Annotated in this window: 15 protein-coding genes and 1 pseudogene; 8 read left to right on the forward strand and 8 right to left on the reverse strand. The window is 67.4% G+C overall.

Translation table 11 applies throughout. From position 1 onward, the window contains the following. Positions 1–160 precede the first annotated feature (160 nt). Both LJ725_RS06880 and LJ725_RS06885 read left to right on the forward strand, forming a co-directional pair. Entirely contained in the window at positions 161–757 is a 597-nt protein-coding gene (locus tag LJ725_RS06880) for a hypothetical protein (protein ID WP_230549895.1), read from the forward strand. A 31-nt stretch (positions 758–788) separates the two neighbouring features. Further along, entirely contained in the window at positions 789–1,430 is a 642-nt protein-coding gene (locus LJ725_RS06885) for a response regulator (RefSeq protein WP_230549896.1), read from the forward strand. Positions 1,431–1,543: 113 nt separating this feature from the next. Here LJ725_RS06885 and LJ725_RS06890 read toward each other — a convergent pair whose 3' ends face one another. Continuing rightward, complete coding sequence (locus tag LJ725_RS06890; RefSeq protein ID WP_230549897.1) at positions 1,544–4,990, reverse strand: ATP-binding protein; 3,447 nt, start codon at positions 4,988–4,990, stop codon at positions 1,544–1,546. An 80-nt stretch (positions 4,991–5,070) separates the two neighbouring features. On the opposite strand from LJ725_RS06890, the gene ettA reads away from it, so the two are divergent. Together ettA and LJ725_RS06900 are read left to right on the forward strand one after the other, a co-directional pair. Next, the gene (gene ettA / locus LJ725_RS06895; RefSeq protein ID WP_230549898.1) at positions 5,071–6,747 is read left to right on the forward strand and encodes an energy-dependent translational throttle protein EttA; all 1,677 of its coding nucleotides are present in this window, start codon (positions 5,071–5,073) and stop codon (positions 6,745–6,747) included. A gap of 29 nt (positions 6,748–6,776) precedes the next feature. Continuing rightward, the gene (locus LJ725_RS06900) at positions 6,777–7,232 is read left to right on the forward strand and encodes a hypothetical protein (protein ID WP_230549899.1); all 456 of its coding nucleotides are present in this window, start codon (positions 6,777–6,779) and stop codon (positions 7,230–7,232) included. Here LJ725_RS06900 and LJ725_RS06905 read toward each other — a convergent pair whose 3' ends face one another. Both LJ725_RS06905 and LJ725_RS06910 read right to left on the reverse strand, forming a co-directional pair. Continuing rightward, on the reverse strand, positions 7,233–8,339 hold the full coding sequence (locus LJ725_RS06905; protein ID WP_230549900.1) for a hypothetical protein: 1,107 nt from the start codon (positions 8,337–8,339) through the stop codon (positions 7,233–7,235). 159 nt (positions 8,340–8,498) lie between these two features. Beyond that, positions 8,499–10,151 (reverse strand): tetratricopeptide repeat protein, encoded by a 1,653-nt coding sequence (locus tag LJ725_RS06910; protein WP_230549901.1) that lies wholly within the window; start codon positions 10,149–10,151, stop codon positions 8,499–8,501. A gap of 71 nt (positions 10,152–10,222) precedes the next feature. Between LJ725_RS06910 and LJ725_RS06915 the strand changes: the two genes are divergently transcribed. Beyond that, complete coding sequence (locus LJ725_RS06915) at positions 10,223–11,323, forward strand: NAD(P)/FAD-dependent oxidoreductase (protein WP_230549902.1); 1,101 nt, start codon at positions 10,223–10,225, stop codon at positions 11,321–11,323. On the opposite strand, the gene LJ725_RS06920 is transcribed toward LJ725_RS06915, so the two are convergent. The 5 genes from LJ725_RS06920 to LJ725_RS06940 form a co-directional block, all read right to left on the reverse strand. Beyond that, entirely contained in the window at positions 11,320–11,847 is a 528-nt protein-coding gene (locus tag LJ725_RS06920; protein ID WP_230549903.1) for a hypothetical protein, read from the reverse strand. The two genes, LJ725_RS06915 and LJ725_RS06920, sit on opposite strands and share 4 nt — an antisense overlap. A 222-nt stretch (positions 11,848–12,069) precedes the next feature. Then, the gene (locus tag LJ725_RS06925) at positions 12,070–12,897 is read right to left on the reverse strand and encodes a sugar phosphate isomerase/epimerase family protein (protein ID WP_230549904.1); all 828 of its coding nucleotides are present in this window, start codon (positions 12,895–12,897) and stop codon (positions 12,070–12,072) included. Positions 12,898–12,989: 92 nt separating this feature from the next. After that, positions 12,990–13,814: a serine O-acetyltransferase gene (gene cysE / locus LJ725_RS06930; protein WP_230549905.1), complete on the reverse strand. Its 825-nt coding sequence runs from the start codon at positions 13,812–13,814 to the stop codon at positions 12,990–12,992. Between the two features lie 116 nt (positions 13,815–13,930). Beyond that, positions 13,931–14,521: an MlaC/ttg2D family ABC transporter substrate-binding protein gene (locus tag LJ725_RS06935; protein WP_230549906.1), complete on the reverse strand. Its 591-nt coding sequence runs from the start codon at positions 14,519–14,521 to the stop codon at positions 13,931–13,933. A gap of 89 nt (positions 14,522–14,610) precedes the next feature. Next, complete coding sequence (locus LJ725_RS06940; RefSeq protein ID WP_230549907.1) at positions 14,611–15,414, reverse strand: MlaA family lipoprotein; 804 nt, start codon at positions 15,412–15,414, stop codon at positions 14,611–14,613. Between the two features lie 216 nt (positions 15,415–15,630). Here LJ725_RS06940 and LJ725_RS06945 point away from each other — a divergent pair, with 216 nt between their 5' ends. The 3 genes and pseudogenes from LJ725_RS06945 to metH all read left to right on the forward strand — a co-directional run bounded on the left by LJ725_RS06945 (position 15,631) and on the right by metH (position 21,264). Then, entirely contained in the window at positions 15,631–16,611 is a 981-nt protein-coding gene (locus LJ725_RS06945) for an ArsR/SmtB family transcription factor (protein ID WP_268990514.1), read from the forward strand. Further along, the gene (gene metF / locus LJ725_RS06950; RefSeq protein ID WP_230549909.1) at positions 16,608–17,540 is read left to right on the forward strand and encodes a methylenetetrahydrofolate reductase [NAD(P)H]; all 933 of its coding nucleotides are present in this window, start codon (positions 16,608–16,610) and stop codon (positions 17,538–17,540) included. The genes LJ725_RS06945 and metF overlap by 4 nt, the downstream gene beginning before the upstream one ends. 11 nt (positions 17,541–17,551) lie before the next feature. Then, positions 17,552–21,264, forward strand: a pseudogene (metH, locus tag LJ725_RS06960) (methionine synthase). Positions 21,265–21,298: the final 34 nt, after the last annotated feature.

The following is a 21,298-nucleotide window of genomic DNA, read 5'->3' on the forward strand; positions in this document are numbered from 1 at the left end:
ACTCCCCATCGCCCGGTCTGTTCGGGCGCCGTGCTTCTTGCTTTTTCAAAATGATCAGACTGTGTGAATATACAGAAGGTGTGATTCACTGTCAGCGCAAAGAGACCCCCTACTTTAGTCGAATATCGATTCACAGGCCGGGCCACGGACGTACATGCGGATGCTTGCAGGACTGAAGCGCACCCTTTTCCCGCAACGCGTGCGGTCGCGGAGCGATCTCACCCGCTTTGTCAGCGGCGAGGCCTCCTATGTGGCTCAGCGGTCCACCTATGAGTTCTCCCGCAACACCCTGGCATGGTTCGGCCAGTCGGCGTTTGGGGACCCCGCCTTCAACGAAGCCTTCGCCGTCTGCCGCTGGGAGGCCTTCGCCGCGATCGCAGCCGACATGACGATGGTGGTGCGAGCCTTTCTCGACGGAGGGGCCGACCTCGACCCTGCCCTGCTGCGGGTCTATGCGGACGCGCTCGGCGAGTATCCCGCCCCGGCGCACCGGCCCCAGGGCTGGAGCGATCGCCATGCGGCCCTGCTCAGCCGCTTTGCCGGAAGCCCGCCCGACCATCGGCCGGATTTCAAGGCCATGGGACACCGTACCGGTGTGATCATCCACGAGTTCGTCCCGGCGCGATCCAACAATGCCGAGGAGGAACGCCAGGTCCTTGCGGCGGCGGTGACTTTCGGTTTGATCTCTTTCAACGATCGCCTGTCGCAGCGCCTCGTCCGTCAGGCGCTGCTCGATAATCTCCGCCTTCCACCTTGATTCTCCCGGCCCCGGTGGTCACGCTCCTTCCATGGCCGAGATCGAGCGCTTTCTGATCGCCGATGACCATCCGATGGTCCGAGACGCACTGGCGTCGGCGCTGGGTCAGGCCTTCGCGGGCGCGCAGTTCAGCGTGGCGGGAACCTTGGATCAGGCCAAAGCCGAACTCGACCGCGAGCCGGAGACGGATGCCGTCCTGCTCGATCTCGACATGCCCGGCATGGACGGGCTGACCGGCCTCGCCCGCCTGCGGGCCGAGCATCCCACGGTGCCGATCATCATCGTCTCCGCTGCGCGCGAAACTGGCGTGGTTCAGCGGGCCTACGAATTCGGCGCCTCCGCCTACATCGAGAAATCGGCATCGCTCGAGGAGATCGCCGGAATCGTGCGCGCCGTGCTTGATGGAGAGATCTTCGCGCCGCCCGAATCCAACGCCACCGACACCTTCGCCCAGCGCGCGGCGCAGCTCACGCCCCAGCAGTGGCGCGTGCTGGCCCTCATGGTGCAGGGCGACCAGAACAAGCAGATCGCCCACAAGCTCGGCGTCGGCGAGGCCACGGTGAAGGCACACGTCACTGTGATCCTGCGCAAGCTCGGCGTCCGCTCCCGCACCCAGGCGGTCATCGAGGCGCGCGGGCTGGCGCTGCCCGGGTCGGAGATGGTTCGGAGTTAGCCCATCCTCATGTTCCTCTACCCCGTTAGGGGGAGAGGCTAGGTGAGGGGATACGGGCGGTGCGTCGTCCCCTCACCCAACCTCTCCCCCTAGCGGGGGCGAGGCGTAAGAAGTCACGCCGTCAGCCGCCCCGCCGCCGAACTGCGCAGACGCAGCAGCGCTCGCAGCGATGCCGGCTTCACCGGCTTGTGCAGCAGCTCGACCTGCCGGGCGCGCGCCCGCAGCCGCAGCATCGGATCGCGATCGGCGGTGACGAGTGCCGCGGGCACGGCACGCCCCCAGGTCGCGCGCATCGCGACCACGGCGTCGAGCCCGTCGGCGCCCTCGTCGAGATGGAGATCGGCCAGCACGAGGTCGGGCAGCCGGCCGGCGCGTGCCACTGCCGCGAGCGCCTCGGCCTGAGAGGCCGCGGTAGCGACGATGCAGCCCCAGCCGCCCAGCAATGCCGCCATCGCCTCGCGCACCTGCGCTTCATTATCGAGGCAGAGCACGAAGCTCTCGGTCTCGATCGACGGCGGAAGTTGGGGTACCGGCGCGGCGCTGGGAGCAATCACGACGGCCGCGACGCGCGGCACGGTGACGGAGAAGGTCGAGCCGCGCCCCGGCGCGGAGGCGAGAGCCACCGGCAGGTCGAGCATGCGCGCGATGCGGTCGACGATGGCGAGGCCGAGGCCCAGCCCCCGCTCCTCGCGCAGCCCCTCGTCCTCGGGCTGCAAGCGCACGAACTCGTCGAAGATGACCGCCTGCTTGTCGGGCGCGATGCCCGGCCCATTGTCGCGCACCTCGATGCGCAGCGAGTCGCTGCCTTCTCCTGTCGTCACGCGCCGGCAGCCCAGCAGCACCCGCGCCGGCCGTCCCTCGACCTGCCCGTAGCGCAGCGCGTTCGACAGAAGGTTCTGCAGGATGCGCCGCAGGAAGGCGGGATCGGTGTCGACGAAGGCGCGTGTCGGCACGACCACCAGCTCGACGCCGCGCCGCGCCGCCATCGGTGCGAAGGCCGTCGCCAGCGATTCGAACAGCGGCTGCAACGCGAAGGTGCGCTTCTCGGGCTTGAAGGCGCCGGCATCGAGCTTCGAAATGTCGAGCAACGCATCGAGCAGCGATTCGACGGCGCCCAGGCTCGCATCGATCTTGCCGCCGAGGTCGTTTCGCGGGTCGCGGTCGATCATCGCCGCCGTGAACAGCCGCGCGGCATGCAGCGGCTGCAGCAGGTCGTGGCTGGCAGCCGCGATGAATCGGGTCTTGCCGAGATTGGCGGCCTCCGCCTCGGCGCGGCTGGCCTCGAGTTCGGCGGTGCGCTCGGCCACGCGCTGTTCCAGCGTTTCGGCTGCGCGGCGAAGCTGGCCGTCGCTGTCGCGCAGCGCCTGGGCGATGCGCACCCGTGCCGTCACGTCGTTGCAGGTGGCGACGAAGCCGTCCTCGGGCAGCGGATCGAGACGCAGTTCGATCACCCGGCCGTCGCGCGTCGTGATCTCATGCGTCGCCGGCGCCTCGGGCCGTCTCAGCAGCGCAATGACGTCGGGTGCCGCGCCGAACTCGCGCGGCGCGGCGCCGACGGCCACCGCATCGTCGTCGAGCGCCAGGAGGTCGGTGAAGCGGTCGTTGAAGATCTCGAGCCGGCCCTCGCGATCGAACGACGCGATGCCCATGCCGACATGGTCGAGCGTGTTGCGCAGGATCTCGTAGTTGTAGCGGATCGCCTCGGACGCCTCGTCGATGATGGCACGGGCACTGCGTGGCAGCAGCCGGCCGCGCCGCGCCGAGGCCGCCACGATGACGCGCGCGGAGGCAGCACCCAGCGTGCCCGACAGCATGCGCTCGGTGCGGACCAGCGCCGCTTCCAGCGACAGGTCTCCCGAGAGCGCCCGGGCCGCGCGCTCGACCCCCACGAAGCGTGCGAGCAGTTGCCGGAGCTCCTCGATGCGGGCGGCATCGGCCGGCGCGCGGCGGGGCAGCGGGGGCGGCTCGGCGCCCAGTACGAAGGCGTCGGCCTGCTCGCGGTCACGGCCCACGGGCCGCACCAGCAGCGACACGCCGACCAGCAGCGCGGTGTTCACCGCGATGCAGACTAGGAACCCCTGCAGCACCGGATCGAGCGCCGCCAGTGGCTCGGGAAGAAACGGGCCGAGCGGCGCCATCGGCCCCGCGCCCGCACCGCTTCCCCCGCCCTGGCGCAGGGTCGGCAGCAGCAGCGCGTAGAGCCAGACGACGAAGCCGCCGATCAGGCCGGCCACGACGCCGAACCGATGGGCTCGCTGCCAGTAGAGACCGAGCACCAGGCCGGGCGCGAAGTTGGCGACCGCGCAGAAGGAGATGAGGCCGATCGAGGCGAGCGGCAGGTAGCCCGAGATGATGCGCTCGTAGGCGTAGCCCGCCATCAGGATCAACACGACGGCGGCGCGGCGTACCAGCACGACCAGCGGACCCATGTCGCGCGCGACACCGGCCTGTCGGCGCAGCAGGTAGGGCATCAGCAGCTCGTTGCCGATCATGCCCGAGAGCGCCATGCAGGCCACGATCACCATCGAGGTCGCAGCCGAAAGACCGCCGATGAACACGAAGGCCGACAGCCAGCTCTCGCCGCCGACCAGCGGCAGCTGCAGCACGTAGAGGTCGGGGCTGACGCTCGGCCCCAGCAGCAAGAGACCCGCCGCCGCGATCGGGATCACGAACAGGTTGATCAGCACCAGATAGGCCGGGAACAACCAGCGCGCCGTCCTGAGGCTCGCCGGATGATCGTGCTCGACCACGGCCACGTGGAATTGGCGCGGCAGGCAGAGGAAGGCCATGCCCGAGAGCAGCGACATCACCACCCAGGTGAGCGGCGAGGCCTCGCGCGTCAGCCGCTCGGCCACGGCCGGCACCTCGGCCAGGCGCCCGATCATGTCCGCCGGCCCATCGAACAGGAACCACACGACGAAGGGGCCGACCGCCAGCAACGCCAGCAGCTTCACCACCGATTCGAAGGCGATCGCCAGCATCATGCCGCGATGCTGCTCGGAGGCCTGCACGTTGCGCACGCCGAACAGGATGGTGAACAGCGCCATCAGTGCCGCCACGATCAGCGAGGTGTCGGCATGCACCACCCCCCGCGCATCGCCGCTCCACGGCAGGGGTGCCGCAATGGTGCGGAACGAGGAGGACACGGCCTGCAGCTGCAGCGCGATGTAGGGCAGCACGCCCACCGTGGCGAACAGCGTGGCGGTGACGCCGACGGCGCGGCTCTTGCCGTAGCGCGAGGCCAGGAAATCGGCGATCGAGGTGACGTTGTGCTGCTTGGCCAGCCGCACCATTTTGGCAAGCATCGGATAGCCGAGGGTCACGACCAGGACCGGACCGGTATAGATCAGGATGAAGTCGATGCCCGAGGTCGCCGCCCGCCCGACCGCGCCGTAGAAGGTCCAGGAGGTGCAGTAGATGGCCAGCGACAGGCCGTAGACCACCGGCGCCACCGAGTTCCTGGACCAGTCGCGCGCGTACCGGTCGCCGAAATACGCCACGGCGAACAAAAGCCCCAGATAGGCCAGCGACAGGGCCAGGACAGCCGGTTCCACCAGCATGCGTGCGCGTTTCTCCCCGCCGTCATTGAACCGTCTGGGCGGGGCCGCTACAAGCACCGCCACACAAGGATTCGGTCACAATGGCTTCTTACCAGTACATCTACGTGATGAAGGGTCTGAACAAGACCTTTCCCGGCGGCAAGCAGGTGCTCAAGGACATCTGGCTGTCGTTCCTGCCCGGCGCCAAGATCGGCGTCCTCGGCCTCAACGGCTCGGGCAAGTCGACCCTGCTGAAGATCATGGCCGGACGCGACGACAGTTTCACCGGCGAGGCCTGGGCGGCCGAAGGCGTGAAGGTCGGCCTGCTGGAGCAGGAGCCGGGCCTCGACCCCAACAAGGACGTGCTGGGCAACGTGATGGACGGCGCCGGCGACATGGCGAAGGCGCTGGCGCGCTTCGAGGAGGTCTCCAACGCCTTCTCCGATCCCGACGCCGACATGGACAAGCTGATCGCCGAGCAGGCCGAGCTGCAGGAGAAGATCGACGCCGGCAACGGCTGGGACCTCGGCCGCACCGTCGAGATCGCCATGGACGCGCTGCGCTGCCCGCCGTCCGACGCCGACGTGAGCAAGCTCTCCGGCGGCGAGAAGCGCCGCGTGGCGCTGTGTCGCCTGCTGCTCTCCAAGCCCGACATGCTGCTGCTCGACGAGCCGACCAACCATCTCGACGCCGAGTCGGTGGCCTGGCTGGAGCGCCACCTCGCGGAGTTCCCCGGCACCGTCGTGGCCGTCACCCACGATCGCTACTTCCTCGACAACGTCGCCGGCTGGATCCTCGAACTCGACCGCGGCGCGGGCATCCCGTGGGAAGGCAACTACTCGTCCTGGCTGAAGCAGAAGGACAAGCGCCTGGAGATGGAAGAGAAGGCCGCCGACTCGCGCCGCCGCACCATGCAGCGCGAGCTCGAATGGATGGGCACCAGCCCGTCGGCCCGCCGCTCCAAGAGCAAGGCGCGAATCGCGGCCTACGAGCGCATGGTCGAGGAGGAGCAGAAGGCGACGCTGGACTCCCAGCAGATCGTCATCCCCGCCGGCCCGCGCCTCGGCGACCACGTCATCCGCGCCGAGGGCATCTCCAAGGGCTTCGGCGACCGGCTTCTGATCGACAACCTTTCCTTCAACCTGCCGCCGGGCGGCATCGTCGGCGTGATCGGCCCCAACGGCGCCGGCAAGACCACGCTGTTCAAGATGATCACCGGCCAGGACAAGCCCGACAGCGGCACCTTCTCGGTCGGCCCGACGGTGAAGCTGGGCTACGTCGACCAGAGCCGCGAGACGCTCGATCCCAACAAGACGGTGTGGGAGGAGCTCTCGGGCGGCCTCGACATCATCAAGCTCGGCAGCCGCGAAGTCTCCAGCCGCGCCTATTGCGGCTCTTTCAACTTCAAGGGCGCCGACCAGCAGAAGAAGGTCGGCCAGCTCTCCGGCGGTGAGCGCAACCGCGTGAACCTCGCCAAGATGCTGAAGAGCGGCGCCAACGTGCTGCTGCTCGACGAGCCGACCAACGATCTCGACGTCGATACCTTGCGCGCGCTCGAAGAGGCGCTGGTCGACTATGCCGGCTGCGCCGTGGTGATCTCCCACGATCGCTGGTTCCTCGACCGCATCGCCACCCACATGCTGGCCTTCGAGGGCGACAGCCATGTCGAGTGGTTCGAGGGCAACTATCAGGACTACGAGGCCGACCGGCACCGCCGCCTCGGCACCGACGCCGACCAGCCGCACCGCATCAAGTACAAGCCGCTGGTCCGCAGCTAGACGCCGGCGGGCGCGGCAAGGGCAGCGGCATGAACCCGCTCAACGAGGTCCAGTGGGGCCAGGACTGGGCGTGGGGCGTGCCGCTGATCGCGCTCACCTGCGTCATCCACATCCTGTGCCTCGCCGTCTTCACCGCCCGGGTCGACCGCCTGCTCGACACGATGCGGGACCGCGGCCGCCACTTCACCCTCATCTTCTCGCTGGTGATGGCGATGGCCGTCACCCTGGTAACGGTGCTGCACATCCTCGAAGGCGGCATCTGGGCACTCGCCTTCCGCCATCTCGGCGCCATCCCCGACAACCGCTCGGCCATGCTCTACTCGCTGGGCGCCCTCACCACCTACGGCGACACCACCATCCACCTCGCCCACCAGTGGAAGATGCTGGGCGCACTGGAAGCGGTGAACGGCATGCTGCTGTTCGGCCTGACGACCGCCTTCCTGTTCGCGATGATCCAGCGGGTGCTGCCACCGGCGAAGCGGTGACTAGGCGGTTACCTCCGATGGAATTGGCACAGACCCGTAAATCGCCAGTTCCGGTTGATTGTCAGGTGGCAGCCAGAAGACTTCCTGAACCTTGGCCAGTTCGCTGTGGATACGGCGGACGGTTGCCAGAACAGGAAATGCCTCGAGGGTTGGAGTTGATCCCTTGGCGAGTGGCGGCCGGCTATTTTCGCTCGTCACCATCTTGAGTTCGCTGTGGTAGCCACTCTCGGATTTGGCGGGCGAGGCAACCAGGGTTTTCATGGCACCATCGACGCCGAAGATCAGGCCGCCCTTCAAGGTTGCGACGCGCGCGTCCACAATCCATGTGCCGCACGCTGGGACGATCTGAATCTGCGCATACACATCGCCCGATTCCATTGCGATCCCGCGCAGGCGTTCGAATCCGTGATCGGCACAGATTTCGATGCCGAAGGTAATGCCATCCAGCCTTACTATCCCGCCACGGTCGATGCCTCTACCGGGAAGCACCCTGTCGTTTAGCTCCTCGGAGTAAGACAGTGGGAACGCGCCTTCGAAATAGCTCGGCCACTGGCCTCCGAAGCCTTTTACGTCTTCTGCTACGGGAGAAACATCCGGAAAATCCATCCAATCTTCCGAGCCCCGGCGCTTCTTCTGCACGACGAGCGATCGATCCCCTTTCTGCACCAGAGCAAGATTGAGCATTTCGATCTCGCCCGGCGGCTTGCGCGGCTCACCCGCCATCCGGTTCTCGACCATCGCGGTGCCGAACACGAACAGCCAATCCTTCCAATCCGGCCCATGAAGTTTAGCGGACAACTCACCCATTATTGTCCCACGCGTGGGTGCCGCCCCCATCGCACCCAGTAAGCCATTGTCGGGATAGGCGCCTGTTCGCGGACGGAAGTAGAACTCCGGTGCCACGAAAACTTTCAGCACGGACGGATCTCTATTGATGTCGGGGCTGTTAGCAGCTGCATGGATCGCTTCGGTCATGAGATCCAGGCGCACGCTGAGGTCGCTCACAGGATCCCGAGGTCCGACAAAGTGGGTGCCCATGCCATCGGCACCGACGGCTGCCCCGGTGTATATGCGGTAGGCAATGAATTGGACTTTCCGGTAGGTCACGACTCGCTCCCTGATTACGTATGTACGCGCACCAAGAGCGCGCTCGCCGTTTGGACGGAGACCGCGCCCTCGTTCGTAGCCGGAGGAAATGAGATCAGCCCCTCTACCCAGTGGCGCGATCGTAATATCCTGACGCCAACCGGCAGGGCGAAACTTCAGCTATGCGGCTTCGCGCCGACAGAGGCATGAAGCGCGCACCGGGAACTCCGTCCGTGCCGACGCCAGATCCAGCCGCGCCTTGATCAGCGGCGCTTCCACAGTCTCGCCGCGGCGCGTCAGGCATTCGTGGAGGCCGTGCAGGCTCCAGACATTCTCGGGATGCCAGCACGCGCGGTTGGTCTTGCCGTCGAAGCCCAGGTCGGCGCGATAGACGGCTTCCGCCTCGGCGAGATGGCCCTGCTCCAGCAGCAGCGCGCCGAGCGCATGACGCGTCGGCTGCATCCAGCCCCAGGGCTCGTCGTAGGGCAGCGAATCGTCGAGTTCGACGGCGCGGCGCAGATGGGCGAAGGCCAGGTCGAAGTTGCCACGGCGATATTCCAGCTCGCCGGTCAGCATCTCGTCGGCGATGGCCAGCAGGTCGACCATCGTGTTGTTGTGCAGGCGCCGGCTCTCGGGTACGCGCGCCTTGGCGGCGCGGAAAGCGGCACGCGCCCGTTCGGCCTGCTCGATCTCGCCCAGAACCGAATGCGCCACGCCTTTCGCGTAGAGCGTCATCGCCGTGGTCGAGCAGTAGAGATCGGGATCCTTCGGCAGTTCCTGGGCAATGATCTCGCGCCACTTGCCGAAGCGCACCAGCACGTGCTGCTTCATCGAGAGATAGCCCTCGACGAAATCGGCCATCGGCGGCGACTGGATGCGCAGCAGTTCCTCGGGCGTGGTGTCGATCAGCTCCTGCGCCGCGGTGATGGCCGGCGTGTACTGGCCGAGGAACATTGCGCCGTAGACGATGAAGTGGTGGTCGTGGCTGCGATACATCGAATAGACGTTGAGGGCGCCCTCGCGGGCGAGATACTTGCGGTCGACCACCACGGCTTTCTGGTTGTAGACGACGACGTCGCGATAGTTGCCGCACAGCACATCGATATGGGTCGGCATGTGCACGAGATGGCCGGAGTCGGGCACGAGGTCGCGCAGCCGGTCGCCGGCGCGCAGCGCGCGCTGCGGGAACGGCGACATCTCCATCAGATGGACGTAGAGGTGCAGCAGGCCGGGATGATCCCAGCTCGCCGGGATGTCGCGGAAGGCGCTCTCCAGCACCTCGACCGCCTCCTCCGTGCCGGCGCCCGGCGTCGGCTGGCCGGTCTTGAGATCCCACATCTGCCATGGCGTCTCGTTCATGATCGCCTCGGCATAGACCGAGCGCAGGTCGAGATCGTGCGGATGGGCGCGGAACAGCTTGCGCATCTCGACGGTGAAGGCCTTGTCCCAGGTCGTCTGGTCCTCGATCACCTCGCGCTGCGGGTAGCGCGCCGGCAGGGCGCGGATCAGCGCCTGCTCGACCGGCGAGGCGTTGGGCGCGGCGGCCAGCGCGCGCTGCATGGCGTCATAGGAGGCTTCGAGCGCGCGCTTCTTGCCGGCCGGATCGTAGCGGTGCCAGGGGAGATTGTAGTTCGGCCCGGCGGCATAGGAGATGCCCCAATGCGCCATGGCGCAGCCGGGATCGGTCTCCAGCGCCTTCTCGAAGCACTTGATCGCTTCGGCGTGGTTGAAGCCGTAGAGCCAGTTCAGTCCGCGATCGAACCAGAGCTGCGTCTGCGGCGAAGATGTGGTGACGGTGCGCTTGTAGGCGCCGAGATCGTAATAGTCGTCCATGAACGAGGCTCCCGCGGCGGTCCGGCCCGCATGCTGCCGCCACGGACGTCATTGCGCTAGTGTCGAAACGCATGGACAGACCCAGCAGAATCATCATTTGCGGCGGCGGCGCGATCGGCGCGGCCATCGCCTACTTCCTCAGTCTGCGCGGCGCGGTACCGGTCGTGGTCGAGCGCCATGAAGTCGGCGGCGCGGCCTCGGGCAAGTCCGGAGGGTTCCTTGCCCTCGACTGGTGCCGCGGCAGCGCCCTCGACCGGCTGGCGCGCCGCAGCTTCGCGCTGCACGCCGAACTGGCCCGGACGCTTCGCAATCCGTGGGGCTATCGCCCGCTCACGACCTTCGCCGGCCATGCCGCCGAGGGGCGACACGGCCACGGCCGTGCCGGGCGGCCGTGGCTCTCGCCCGACGTCACGCTGACCGGCCAGATCGGCACGCCGCAGACGACCGCCCTGGTCGAGCCGCGCGCCTTCACGCAAGGCCTGATGCGTGCCGCGGAAGCCAACGGCGCCGAACTGAGGCAGGGCACCGTCGCGGGACTGACGAAGGCCGCCAGCGGAGCCGTTGTCGGCGTCGTACTCGACAGCGGCGAGACCGTCGAAGGCGACGGCGTGGTGATCGCGATGGGCCCGTGGTCGATCCTCGCCTCGCGCTGGCTGCCGCTTCCCGCCGTCTATGGGTTCAAGGGCCACAGTCTCGTCTTCCGCACCGGCGACGCTGTGCCGGCCGAGGCGCTGTTCCTCGAATACGAGGAGGCAGGCGGCGAGGCGCTGACGCCCGAGATCTTCGCGCGTGCCGACGGCACGGTCTGGGCCTGCGCCGTCTCCAGCACCGCGTCGCTGCCGATCGATCCGGCCGACATTGCGGGCGACGAGGGCGCGCACCACCGCCTGGAAGCGTTGTGCCGCGCGGTGTCACCTGTCATGGCGACGGCGCCCATCGTGGCCCACCAGGCCTGCTTCCGTCCCGTCACCGAGGACGGCCTGCCGCTGATCGGCGCGGTGCCCGGCGTTGCCGGCGCCTGGGTCGCGACCGGCCACAGCGTCTGGGGCATGCTCAACGCACCCGCGACCGGCGAGGCGATGGCCGAGCTGATCCTCGACGGCGCGACGAGCCAGGTTCCGCTGCGGCACTTCGATCCGCGACGGCTGAAGCCGTTCGCGGGTTTGCGTTAGCCTTCGGGCTTGCTCGTCCAGCGCGGCGGCAGCAGCCGCGTGTTGAGGAAGTACGGCACGCTGTTGTCGCTGAGCCGGATCGTGCCGAAGAACGGCAGTTCGTAGGTTGCGCGGAAGTAGATCTGGGCGCGATGGGCGGTGCTGTAGTCCTCGGCGAGCGGCGGCAGGCCGAACAGGGCACGGAAAGGGCAGCGGAAGGTCGCCACCTCGCCGGGCTTCAGCTCGTCGACGGCCCCGGCAGGGAAGCGCACGTCGGTCGCCTCGATCAGCGTGGGCTCGCGGCCGGAGGCGCGCACATGATCGAGCACGCAGTTGAGCTTCAGGCCCTTCAACGGAAACCAGGGGTTCGTATTCTCCGCCGTGAAGGTGGCATCGAACGGCGAGCCCGCCTTCTGCTCGACAGACGCGTAGCTGGGCACGGGCCGCATCGACCAAGCGCCGATGCCGATGCCCGCGATCACCACCAGCACCGCCAGGAACACGATCAGGCTCTGCAGCGACTGCGCACCGCTTTGCGCCATCATCCGCAATTCCTGCTGCAGCGTCGTGGTAGGCGGCGGCAGCGGCCGCGGTCCCGCGGCGCGCGATGCCGGCTTTCGGGCCCTCGGCTTCGCGCCCGAAGAAGGAGGCTTCGCACCGGAAGAAGCGCTCTTGCGCGGCTTGCTGGTAGGCTTCTTCTTCTGCGCCATCGCCCAAAGGCTTAACGCATCCCGTCCGGATCATCCATCCCGCGGCTGGTCGCAGGCTCAGCCCGCGAAGGCGATCTCCAGCGTGCGGCGCGCAGCCTTGGCGCCCTCGCGCGCGACCTCGAGGGCGGGCTTCGCCCAGTGCGCGGGATTGGGCGCTTCGTAACTCACCCAACCCTCGTAGCCCTTGGCCGCCAGCAGCTGGAACAGCTCGGTCCAGCGCACCACGCCCTGGCCCGGCGGCAGGCGATCGACCGGCGGTGCCGCGTTGGGCGGCGCGTTCGGCACGTCGCTGTATTGAACATAGAAGATCTCCGAGCCCGGCACTTCCTCGAAGCCGCGCCCGGGACGCCCGCCGCGCTGCAGGTGATAGGCGTCGAGCAGCAGGCCGACGCTCCTCTGCCCGGCCTTCGCGATCAACTCGCGCAGGATGTCGAGGCGGCTCACGATCGGATGCTGGAACTGGTATTCGAGCGCCAGCCGGAGCCCATGACGCGCCACGATCTCGCCGGCATGGCGGATGTTCGCCACGCCCTCTTCCATGGAGGCATCGCCCGGCCCGATACCGCTCATCACCGTCGCGCAGTCTAGCGTTACCGCGCGCTCGCAGGCCTCCTCCAGCGACGCGAACAGGCGTTCGCGATCCTCAGATGCCGCAAACGCCCAGCCATACTCGCAACCGACGGCGCTGACCGGCAGGCCATTGGTTCGCACGCGGCCCAGTATCTCGGTGTTCGACAGGCCGCGCTCCTCGGCACGCTTGAAGTCGACGCGCCGCAATTCGACCGCGTCGAAGCCGCCCTCTTTCGCCGCGCCGAGCGCCTGCTCGAACGGCGTCGTATCCACGGTCCAGAGATGGAGCGCGATCCCGCGGAACCTGTGACGCATTGGACTTCCCCTGAATGTGGCGGTGACCATCATTCAAATTCCCCTCCCCCGCCAGAGGAAGAGGCGGGAGAAGGCCACAAATCGCGCTGGTGTCAGATGCGATGATCCATGTCGAGTGCCGGCTCCGGCACGTCGACGCAGCCGATGATGCGCGCAGGCACGCCGGCGGCGGTGCAGCCGGCCGGAACGGGGTCGAGCACGACACTGCCGGCCGCGATCTTGGCGCAGGCGCCGATCTCGATGTTGCCCAGCACTTTGGCGCCGGCCCCCAGCAGGACGCCGCGGCGCACCTTGGGATGGCGGTCGCCGCGCTCCTTGCCGGTGCCGCCCAGGGTGACGCCGTGCAGCATGGAAACGCCGTCCTCGACGACGGCGGTCTCGCCGATCACCACGCCGGTGCCGTGGTCGATGAAGATGCTCTTGCCGATCACCGCGCCCGGGTGGATGTCGAGGGCGAACAGCGAGCTCGCGCGGCTCTGCAGGAAATGCGCGAGCGTCCGCCGCCCCTCCAGCCACAGCCAGTGGGCGGCACGGTAGGTCTGCAGCGCGTGATAGCCCTTGAACCAGAGCAGCGGGTCGAGATGGGAAGTGCAGGCCGGGTCACGGTCGGCGACCGCCACGATGTCGGCGCGTGCCGCCAGACCGATACCCGGATCGGCCGCGAAGGCTTCGTCGAAGGTCTGGCGTATCAGGGCGGCCGGCACTTCGGTCGTGCCAACGAGGCGCGCAAGGTGATAGCTCAGCGCGCTCTCGAAACGCGGCTGGCTCAGGATCGTGGCATGGAGCGTTCCCGCGAGCACGGGCTCGGCCGCGGCGGCTGCCTGGGCGGCCTCGCGAATCCGGTCCCAGACCGGGTCCACCGAGCGCAAATCTGCGGACCGGGGCTCCGACGGGTTCTTGAATACGGCGCTATCCATGGCGCTCTCCTCCGCTCCGCTTCCGTCCCCTGCGACGCTCGCGGTGCGCTCGACACGCCTCCCCTCGGGAAAGACTATGCCGCGCGCGCGCCGTTCGCAATCGGGCGGTTACGGACCTACTGGGCCGCCCGGGCTTCCAGCTCCCGGACCAGCGGCTCGACCTTGCCGCCATTGTTCTGGATGTAGGAATTGAAATCCGAACGTCTAGTCATGACCATGCTGACGCCCTCGACCTTGACGTCGGTGATGCGGTCGTTGCGGATTTCCCATTCGAGCTTGATCGGTTGGCCGCTGGTCTGGTTCAGCCTGCTGTCGACGATCGTGACGCCGTTGGCGCGCGGCGTGACCTTGCCCACGGTCAGGGTCTGGCCGCCGTACTGGCCAAAGCGCTCGCTGTAGGCCTTGGCTTCGGCCGTGGCGACGGCCTTGAGGAAGCGGGTGCGCTCCGCCTCGGTCGCCTGGTTCCAGTGGGTGCCCAGCGCCGAGCGGCCCATCGCCGGCATGTCGAAGCTTGTCTGCAGGACGCCCAGGATCGCGGCCTGGCGGGCGGCGCCCGTCTTGGTCTTGATGATGTCGATGACCTGCTGCGCCGTGTTCTGCACGAGCTGCGCGGGATCGACCGCGAGGGCGGGCGTGACGACAGGAAGGGCGACGAAGAGAGCGGATGCGGCGGCAAGCTGCAACACGACACGACGAGAGGCGAGCATCGGCACCGTGCACTCCTGTGAACGATTGTTGGGAAAGGGGCTTCTAGCCCGGACGCCCGCTCAACGCACCCCCTCGCGGGCGCGTTGCGCTAGCGCACGAGCGCCAGGTTGTCGCGACGCTCCAGTTCGCTGCGCGTGTCGGTCTTCTCGCGCTTCTGGCGGATCAGATCGGCACGATTCTGCGTGTAGGCCGAACGCAGCGCGGCATAGTAATCGACGCTGTTCTTCTCGAGGTCGTCCAGCGCGAAGATGGTGCGTGAGCGGTAATCGACGGCATTCATGCCGTAGCGGCCGAGCTGGTAGATGTCCCAGTTGATCGACAGGTTGAACGTCAGGATCCGGAACGGATCGACCAGATAGTCCATCATCAGGCCGGTGCCGTCGCGGGCGTTGGACGGGCCGATGCCGGGCAACATCAGGTAGAAGCCGCCATTCTCGGGCTCGACGCCGGCCCACAGGCCGATGGTCTTGCCGAAATCCTCCTTGGTGCGCTCGAGGCCGAGGCTGGTGGCGACGTCGAACAGGCCAGCAAGGCCGATCGTCGAATTGACGAGGAAGCGCGCCATGGTCGTGGCGGCGCGATGCGGTTCGCCCTGGAAGATCTCGTTGATGGCCGTCACCGGCTCGCCGAGGTTGTCGAGCGCGTTGCGGACGCTGGTCTGGGCGCGGTCGGGCACCAGGTCGCGATACATCACCGCCAGCGGCCGAAGCGCTATGATATCGACGGCACGGTTGATCGAAAAGATGAAGCGGTTGGGGGTCTCGAGCGGATCCCACACTTCGGCGGCGCCGGTATCGCCGGTGGCGCAGCCTCCCACCATGGTCCCGGCAAGGGCGATGGCGACAACCGACCGGCGGATGCCTGCAGCAATGGTTCTCGTCAGACCAAACATGAACGCCGACCCCGGTTCCATCCCGCTGGCCCAGGGACGCCGGGCCACGAACGCGATGCGGCTTTCTCCGCCGCAGTTATTCCAAAGTGTTGCATAGGCAAGCTGCACTTTGAAGTGAGTCGCCCCACAAAGACGAGGCTTGTGCTTCCCGGGTCACATAAGTCGGCCCCCAGGAAGCCCTTGCATACATAAAGATATGCTTATATCATTCTCAACATGGAACACCTTCTTGCCCTGCTTCGGGCTGCGGCCGAGGACACGCGCCTGAGGATTTTGGCCTTGGCGGCGCGCGAGGACCTTACGGTCAGCGACTACGTGAATGTGCTGGGCCAGAGCCAGCCGCGCGTCTCCCGGCACCTGAAACTGCTGGTCGAAGCGGGACTCCTGGAGCGGTTCAGGGAAGCCCAGTTCACCCGGTTTCGCCTGACCAACGGTGGCGAGGATGCCGCCCTGGTGCGTGAGTTCGTGCGCCGGCTCGATCCCAAGCATCCCCGCATCGCCACCGACCGGGCCCGACTCGACGCCGTCCAGCAGCGCCGCCAGACCGCTGCCGCCCGCTTCTTCCGCGACAATGCCCAGCGCTGGGACGAGCTGCGCGCCCTGCACGTGGCCGACCGTGAGATCGAGAGGTCGCTCGCCCACCACCTGCCTTTCGGGGCCCGCCGACTGCTCGACATCGGGACCGGCACCGGCCGGCTGCTCGAAGTGCTGGCGCCCAAGGTCGAGCAGGCGGTCGGTGTCGACCAGAGCCGCGAGATGCTCGCGCTGGCGCGCGCCAACCTCGCGCGCGCCGGCATCGAGAATGCCGACATCCGCCAGGGCGACATGTATGCCCTGCCCTTCGAGTCCGACAGTTTCGACGTGGTGACGATCCATCATGTGCTGCACTACGCCGACGATCCCGCGGCAGCGCTGGCCGAGGCCGCGCGCGTGGTGAAGCCCGGCGGCTCGGTGCTGGTGGTCGACTTCTCGCCGCACGACCTGGTGGAACTGAAGCGCGATCACGCGCATGTCCATCTGGGCTTTGCCGACAACCAGGTGCAGGGCTGGCTGCGCAGCGCCGGCCTCAATCCGCTCGAACCCATCCACTTCCCCGGCCGCCGCCTGATGACGGGCATCTGGCGCGGCGAGCGCGAGCTTCCCTCGCTCGCGAGCGCCCGGCCCACCACCGTATCCGCCCAAGGAGTTTCGCGATGAGTCCCGATACCGGTCCGATCGGCAGTCCCCTGAGTTCGGCAGGCAGCCCGCCCGCGGCCGAGTTCCCGGCCCGCGCGCCGCAGCGCCTGTCGGTCTCCTTCGAGTTCTCGCCGCCCCGTACCGACGCGGCGGAGAAGACGCTGTGGGAGACCGTGACCCGCCTCACGCCGCTGCGGCCCTCCTTCTTCTCCGTGACCTATGGCGCCGGCGGCTCGACGCGCCAGCGCACGCACGACACGGTGGCGCGCCTCAAGAGCGAGACCGGCATCGACGCCGCTGCGCATCTCACCTGCGTGGCCGCCACCCAGGGCGAGATCGACGACATCGCCCGCGCCTACTGGGATGCCGGCATCCGCCATATCGTGGCCCTGCGCGGCGATCCGCCGGGCGGCATGGGCGGGGCCTACACCCCCCATCCGGGCGGCTATGCCAACGCCGCTGCTCTCGTCGCCGGCCTGAAGAAGATCGGCAACTTCCAGATCAGCGTCGCGGGCTATCCCGAGAAGCACCCGGCCTCGGCCGACGAGAAGGCCGATCTCGACAATCTCAAGGCCAAGGTCGATGCCGGCGCCGACCGCTGCATCACCCAGTTCTTCTTCGAGGCCGAGGACTTTCTGCGATTCCGCGACCGCGCCGCGGCGGCGGGCGTCAACGTGCCGATCGTCCCCGGCATCATGCCGGTGTCCAACTTCGCGGCGGTCAACCGCATCGCGGGCCTGTGCGGCTCCAAGGTGCCGCCGTGGTTCGCCAACATGTTCGAAGGCCTGGACGACGACCTGGAGACGCGGCGCATGATCGCCGCCACCGTGGCCGGCGACCTCTGCCGCCGCCTGCAGAGCGAGGGCGTCGGGCAGTTCCATTTCTACACGCTTAACCGTGCCGATCTCACCTTTGCGATCTGCCATCTGCTGGGAGTGCGCCCCAAGTGACCCGTCAAGCGATGACCCGCGAGAAGAAGGCCGAGCAGCTGCGCGAGATCGGCGCGCAGCGGATCCTGGTCAAGGACGGGCCCTATGGCTCGATGATCCAGAGCTACAAGCTCGACGAGGAAGGCTTTCGCGGCGGCCGAACCTTCAACCACGACCAGAAGGGCAACAACGACCTCCTGAACCTAACGCGACCTGACGTCGTGGGCGAGATCTGCAACGCCTATCTCGACGCCGGCGCCGACATCGTGGCGACCAACACGTTCAACTCCAACGCCATCAGCCTGTCCGACTATGGCATCACCGGCATGGCGCGCGAGATCAACATCGCCGCGGCGAAGCTGACCCGTGCCTGCGCCGACGCCGCCACGGCGCGCGATCCCGCCAAGCCGCGCTTCGTGGCAGGCGCGCTGGGGCCGACCAACAAGACGCTCTCGGTGTCGCCCAACGTCAACGATCCCGGCTACCGCGCCGTCACCTTCGACGAGGTGAAGGACATGTACCGCGAGCAGATCGACGGGTTGCTCGATGGCGGCGTCGATTTCATCCTGGTCGAGACGGTGTTCGATACGCTGAACGCCAAGGCCGCCCTCGTCGCCGTCGACGAGGCGGGCGAGGCACGCGGCGAGGTCATCCCGGTGATGGTGTCGATGACGCTGACCGACCTCGCCGGCCGCAACCTGTCTGGCCAGACGGTCGAGGCTTTCTGGCATTCGGTGCGGCACGCCAAGCCGATCACCATGGGCCTCAACTGCAGCTTCGGCGCCACCGAGCTGCATCCCTACGTGCAGGCGCTGAACCCGCAGGTCGATAGCATGCTGTGCATATACCCCAATGCCGGCCTGCCGAACGAGCTCGGCGCCTATGACGAGCCGCCGGAAATGACCGGCAAGCTGGTCAAGGGCTGGGCCGAGAACGGCTGGATCAACGTGGTCGGCGGCTGCTGCGGCACGACGCCCGGCCACATCAAGGCGATCGCCGAGGCGGTCAAGGGCATCAAACCGCGCACCTGGCACGTCCTGCCCCCGGCGCTGCGGCTCTCCGGCATGGAAGCAGCGAGTTTCTTCTGATGAGCATCGACGAGAACACGGCCGGCGAGAACCGGACCGAGAGCCGCGCCACCTTCATCAACATCGGCGAGCGCACCAACGTCACGGGCTCGGCGAAGTTCAAGAAGCTGATCCTCGAGGGCGACTACACCGCCGCCGTCGAGGTCGCGCGCCAGCAGGTCGAGAGCGGCGCGCAGATCATCGACGTCAACATGGACGAAGGCCTGCTCGACGCCGAGCTGGCGATGGACACGTATCTCAAGCTGATCGCGTCCGAGCCCGACATCGCCCGCGTGCCGATCATGATCGACAGCTCCAAGTGGAGCGTCATCGAGGCGGGCCTGAAGTGCGTCGCCGGCAAGCCGATCGTGAACTCGATCTCGATGAAGGAGGGCGTCGAGCCCTTCATCGCGCAGGCCCGCAAGGTCCGCCGCTACGGCGCCGCGGTCGTCGTCATGGCCTTCGACGAGAAGGGCCAGGCCGACACCAAGGAGCGCAAGGTCGAGATCTGCGCCCGCGCGTACGACATCCTGGTGAACAAGGTCGGCTTCCCGGCCGAGGACATCATCTTCGATCCCAATATCTTCGCTGTGGCGACGGGCATCGAGGAGCACAACAACTACGGCGTCGACTTCATCGAGGCGACGCGCGAAATCAAGGCGCGCTGCCCCGGCGCCAAGATCTCCGGCGGCGTGTCCAACCTCTCCTTCGCCTTCCGCGGCAACGAGCCGGTGCGCAAGGCGATGCACTCCGTGTTCCTCTACCATGCCATCCAGGCGGGCATGGACATGGGCATCGTCAACGCGGGTCAGCTCGAGGTCTACGACCAGATCCCGCAGGAGCTCCGCGACGCTTGCGAGGATGTGATCCTCAACCGCAACCCGAACGCCACCGAGCGGCTGCTCGACCTTGCGCCCAAGTACAAGGGCACCGGCGAGGTTGCCGAGACGCAGGATGCGGAGTGGCGCAGCTGGCCGGTCGAGAAGCGCCTGGAGCACGCGCTGGTCAAGGGCATGGACCAGTTCGTCGTCGCCGACACCGAGGAAGCGCGCCTGCAGATCGCGCGGCCGATCGAAGTGATCGAGGGCCCGTTGATGGCCGGCATGAACGTGGTCGGCGACCTGTTCGGCGCCGGCAAGATGTTCCTGCCGCAGGTCGTCAAGAGCGCGCGCGTGATGAAGAAGGCGGTGGCGCATCTGCTGCCCTTCATCGAGGCGCAGAAGACCGAGGGATCGCGGCCCAAGGGCAAGATCGTCATGGCGACGGTCAAGGGTGACGTCCACGATATCGGCAAGAACATCGTCGGCGTGGTGCTCCAGTGCAACAACTTCGAGGTCATCGACCTCGGCGTCATGGTGCCGTTCCAGGACATCCTGAAGAGCGCCAACGACAACAAGGCCGACATCATCGGCCTCTCCGGCCTGATCACGCCCTCGCTCGACGAAATGGTGACGGTGGCCGAGGAGATGACGCGGCAGGGCATGAACCTGCCGCTGCTGATCGGCGGCGCCACGACCTCCAAGGTCCACACCGCGCTGCGCATCGCACCGCGCTACAAGGGCACGACGGTGCACGTGCTCGACGCCTCGCGCGCCGTCGGCGTCTGCTCGGCACTGGTCTCGGAATCGGGCTCCCAGGCCGAGGATTTCGCGAGCAAGGTCGCCGCCGAGTACGAGGCGATCCGCATCGAGCGCGCGGGCGGTTCCAAGGAGAAGGTGATTCCTCTCGAAGAGGCGCGCGCGAACGGGTTCAAGATCGACTGGTCCGCCTACTCGGCTCCGAAGCCCGCCGTCACCGGCACGCGCGTGTTCGCGGAGTATCCGCTGCACGAGCTGGTGGAGCGCATCGACTGGACGCCGTTCTTCCGCGCCTGGGAGCTGGCCGGCAACTATCCGGCGATCCTCGAGGATCCGGTGGTCGGCGAAAGCGCGAAGAAGCTCTACGCCGATGCGCGCAAGATGCTCGACCGGGTCGTGCGCGAGAAGTGGTTGACGGCCAAGGGCGTCGTCGCCTTCTGGCCATGCCGCCGCGAGGGCGACGACGTCGTGCTCTACAGCGACGAGACGCGCACGAAGGAAATCTCGCGCCTCTACTTCCTGCGCCAGCAGATCGAGAAGCGCGCGCCCCGCGCCAACATGTGCCTAGCCGATTTCATCTCGCCGGAGGCCGACTGGATCGGCGGCTTCGCCGTCACCGCGGGCCACGGCATCGAGGAGCATCTCGCGCGCTTCAAGGCCGACCATGACGACTACTCGGACATCCTGCTGAAGGCGCTGGCCGATCGTCTTGCCGAAGCCTTCGCCGAGCGCTTGCACGAGCGCGTGCGCAAGACCCTATGGGGCTACGCGCCGGAGGAAGCGCTCTCCAACGAGGAACTGGTGCGTGAAAAGTATCGCGGTATCCGTCCGGCGCCGGGCTATCCCGCCTGCCCCGACCACAGCCAGAAACCCGAACTGTTCCGGCTGCTGAACGCCGGCCAGAACGCCGGCATCCAGCTCACCGAGAGTTTCGCGATGATGCCGACCTCGGCCGTCTCGGGTTACTATTTCGCCCATCCCGACGCGCAGTATTTCGGTGTCGCCCGCATCGGCAAGGATCAGGTCGAGGACTACGCCAAGCGCCGCGGCGTCTCGATCGAACAGGCCGAACGCTGGCTGCGCCCGAACATCGGCTACTGAGCGAGGACCCGGTCTCCCCGGCAAGCCTGAGGCT

Origin of the sequence: Reyranella aquatilis (genome assembly GCF_020880995.1) — a bacterium.
GTDB classification, from domain to species: Bacteria; Pseudomonadota; Alphaproteobacteria; order Reyranellales; family Reyranellaceae; genus Reyranella; species Reyranella aquatilis.

Coding starts and splice junctions, on each gene's coding strand:
- LJ725_RS06880 (WP_230549895.1), top strand. CDS start 161: ATGCTTGCAGGACTGAAGCGCACCCTTTTCCCGCAACGCGTGCGGTCG.
- LJ725_RS06885 (WP_230549896.1), top strand. CDS start 789: ATGGCCGAGATCGAGCGCTTTCTGATCGCCGATGACCATCCGATGGTC.
- LJ725_RS06890 (WP_230549897.1), bottom strand. CDS start 4,990: ATGCTGGTGGAACCGGCTGTCCTGGCCCTGTCGCTGGCCTATCTGGGG.
- ettA (WP_230549898.1), top strand. CDS start 5,071: ATGGCTTCTTACCAGTACATCTACGTGATGAAGGGTCTGAACAAGACC.
- LJ725_RS06900 (WP_230549899.1), top strand. CDS start 6,777: ATGAACCCGCTCAACGAGGTCCAGTGGGGCCAGGACTGGGCGTGGGGC.
- LJ725_RS06910 (WP_230549901.1), bottom strand. CDS start 10,151: ATGGACGACTATTACGATCTCGGCGCCTACAAGCGCACCGTCACCACA.
- LJ725_RS06915 (WP_230549902.1), top strand. CDS start 10,223: ATGGACAGACCCAGCAGAATCATCATTTGCGGCGGCGGCGCGATCGGC.
- LJ725_RS06920 (WP_230549903.1), bottom strand. CDS start 11,847: ATGATGGCGCAAAGCGGTGCGCAGTCGCTGCAGAGCCTGATCGTGTTC.
- LJ725_RS06925 (WP_230549904.1), bottom strand. CDS start 12,897: ATGCGTCACAGGTTCCGCGGGATCGCGCTCCATCTCTGGACCGTGGAT.
- cysE (WP_230549905.1), bottom strand. CDS start 13,814: ATGGATAGCGCCGTATTCAAGAACCCGTCGGAGCCCCGGTCCGCAGAT.
- LJ725_RS06935 (WP_230549906.1), bottom strand. CDS start 14,521: ATGCTCGCCTCTCGTCGTGTCGTGTTGCAGCTTGCCGCCGCATCCGCT.
- LJ725_RS06940 (WP_230549907.1), bottom strand. CDS start 15,414: ATGTTTGGTCTGACGAGAACCATTGCTGCAGGCATCCGCCGGTCGGTT.
- LJ725_RS06945 (WP_268990514.1), top strand. CDS start 15,631: ATGGAACACCTTCTTGCCCTGCTTCGGGCTGCGGCCGAGGACACGCGC.
- metF (WP_230549909.1), top strand. CDS start 16,608: ATGAGTCCCGATACCGGTCCGATCGGCAGTCCCCTGAGTTCGGCAGGC.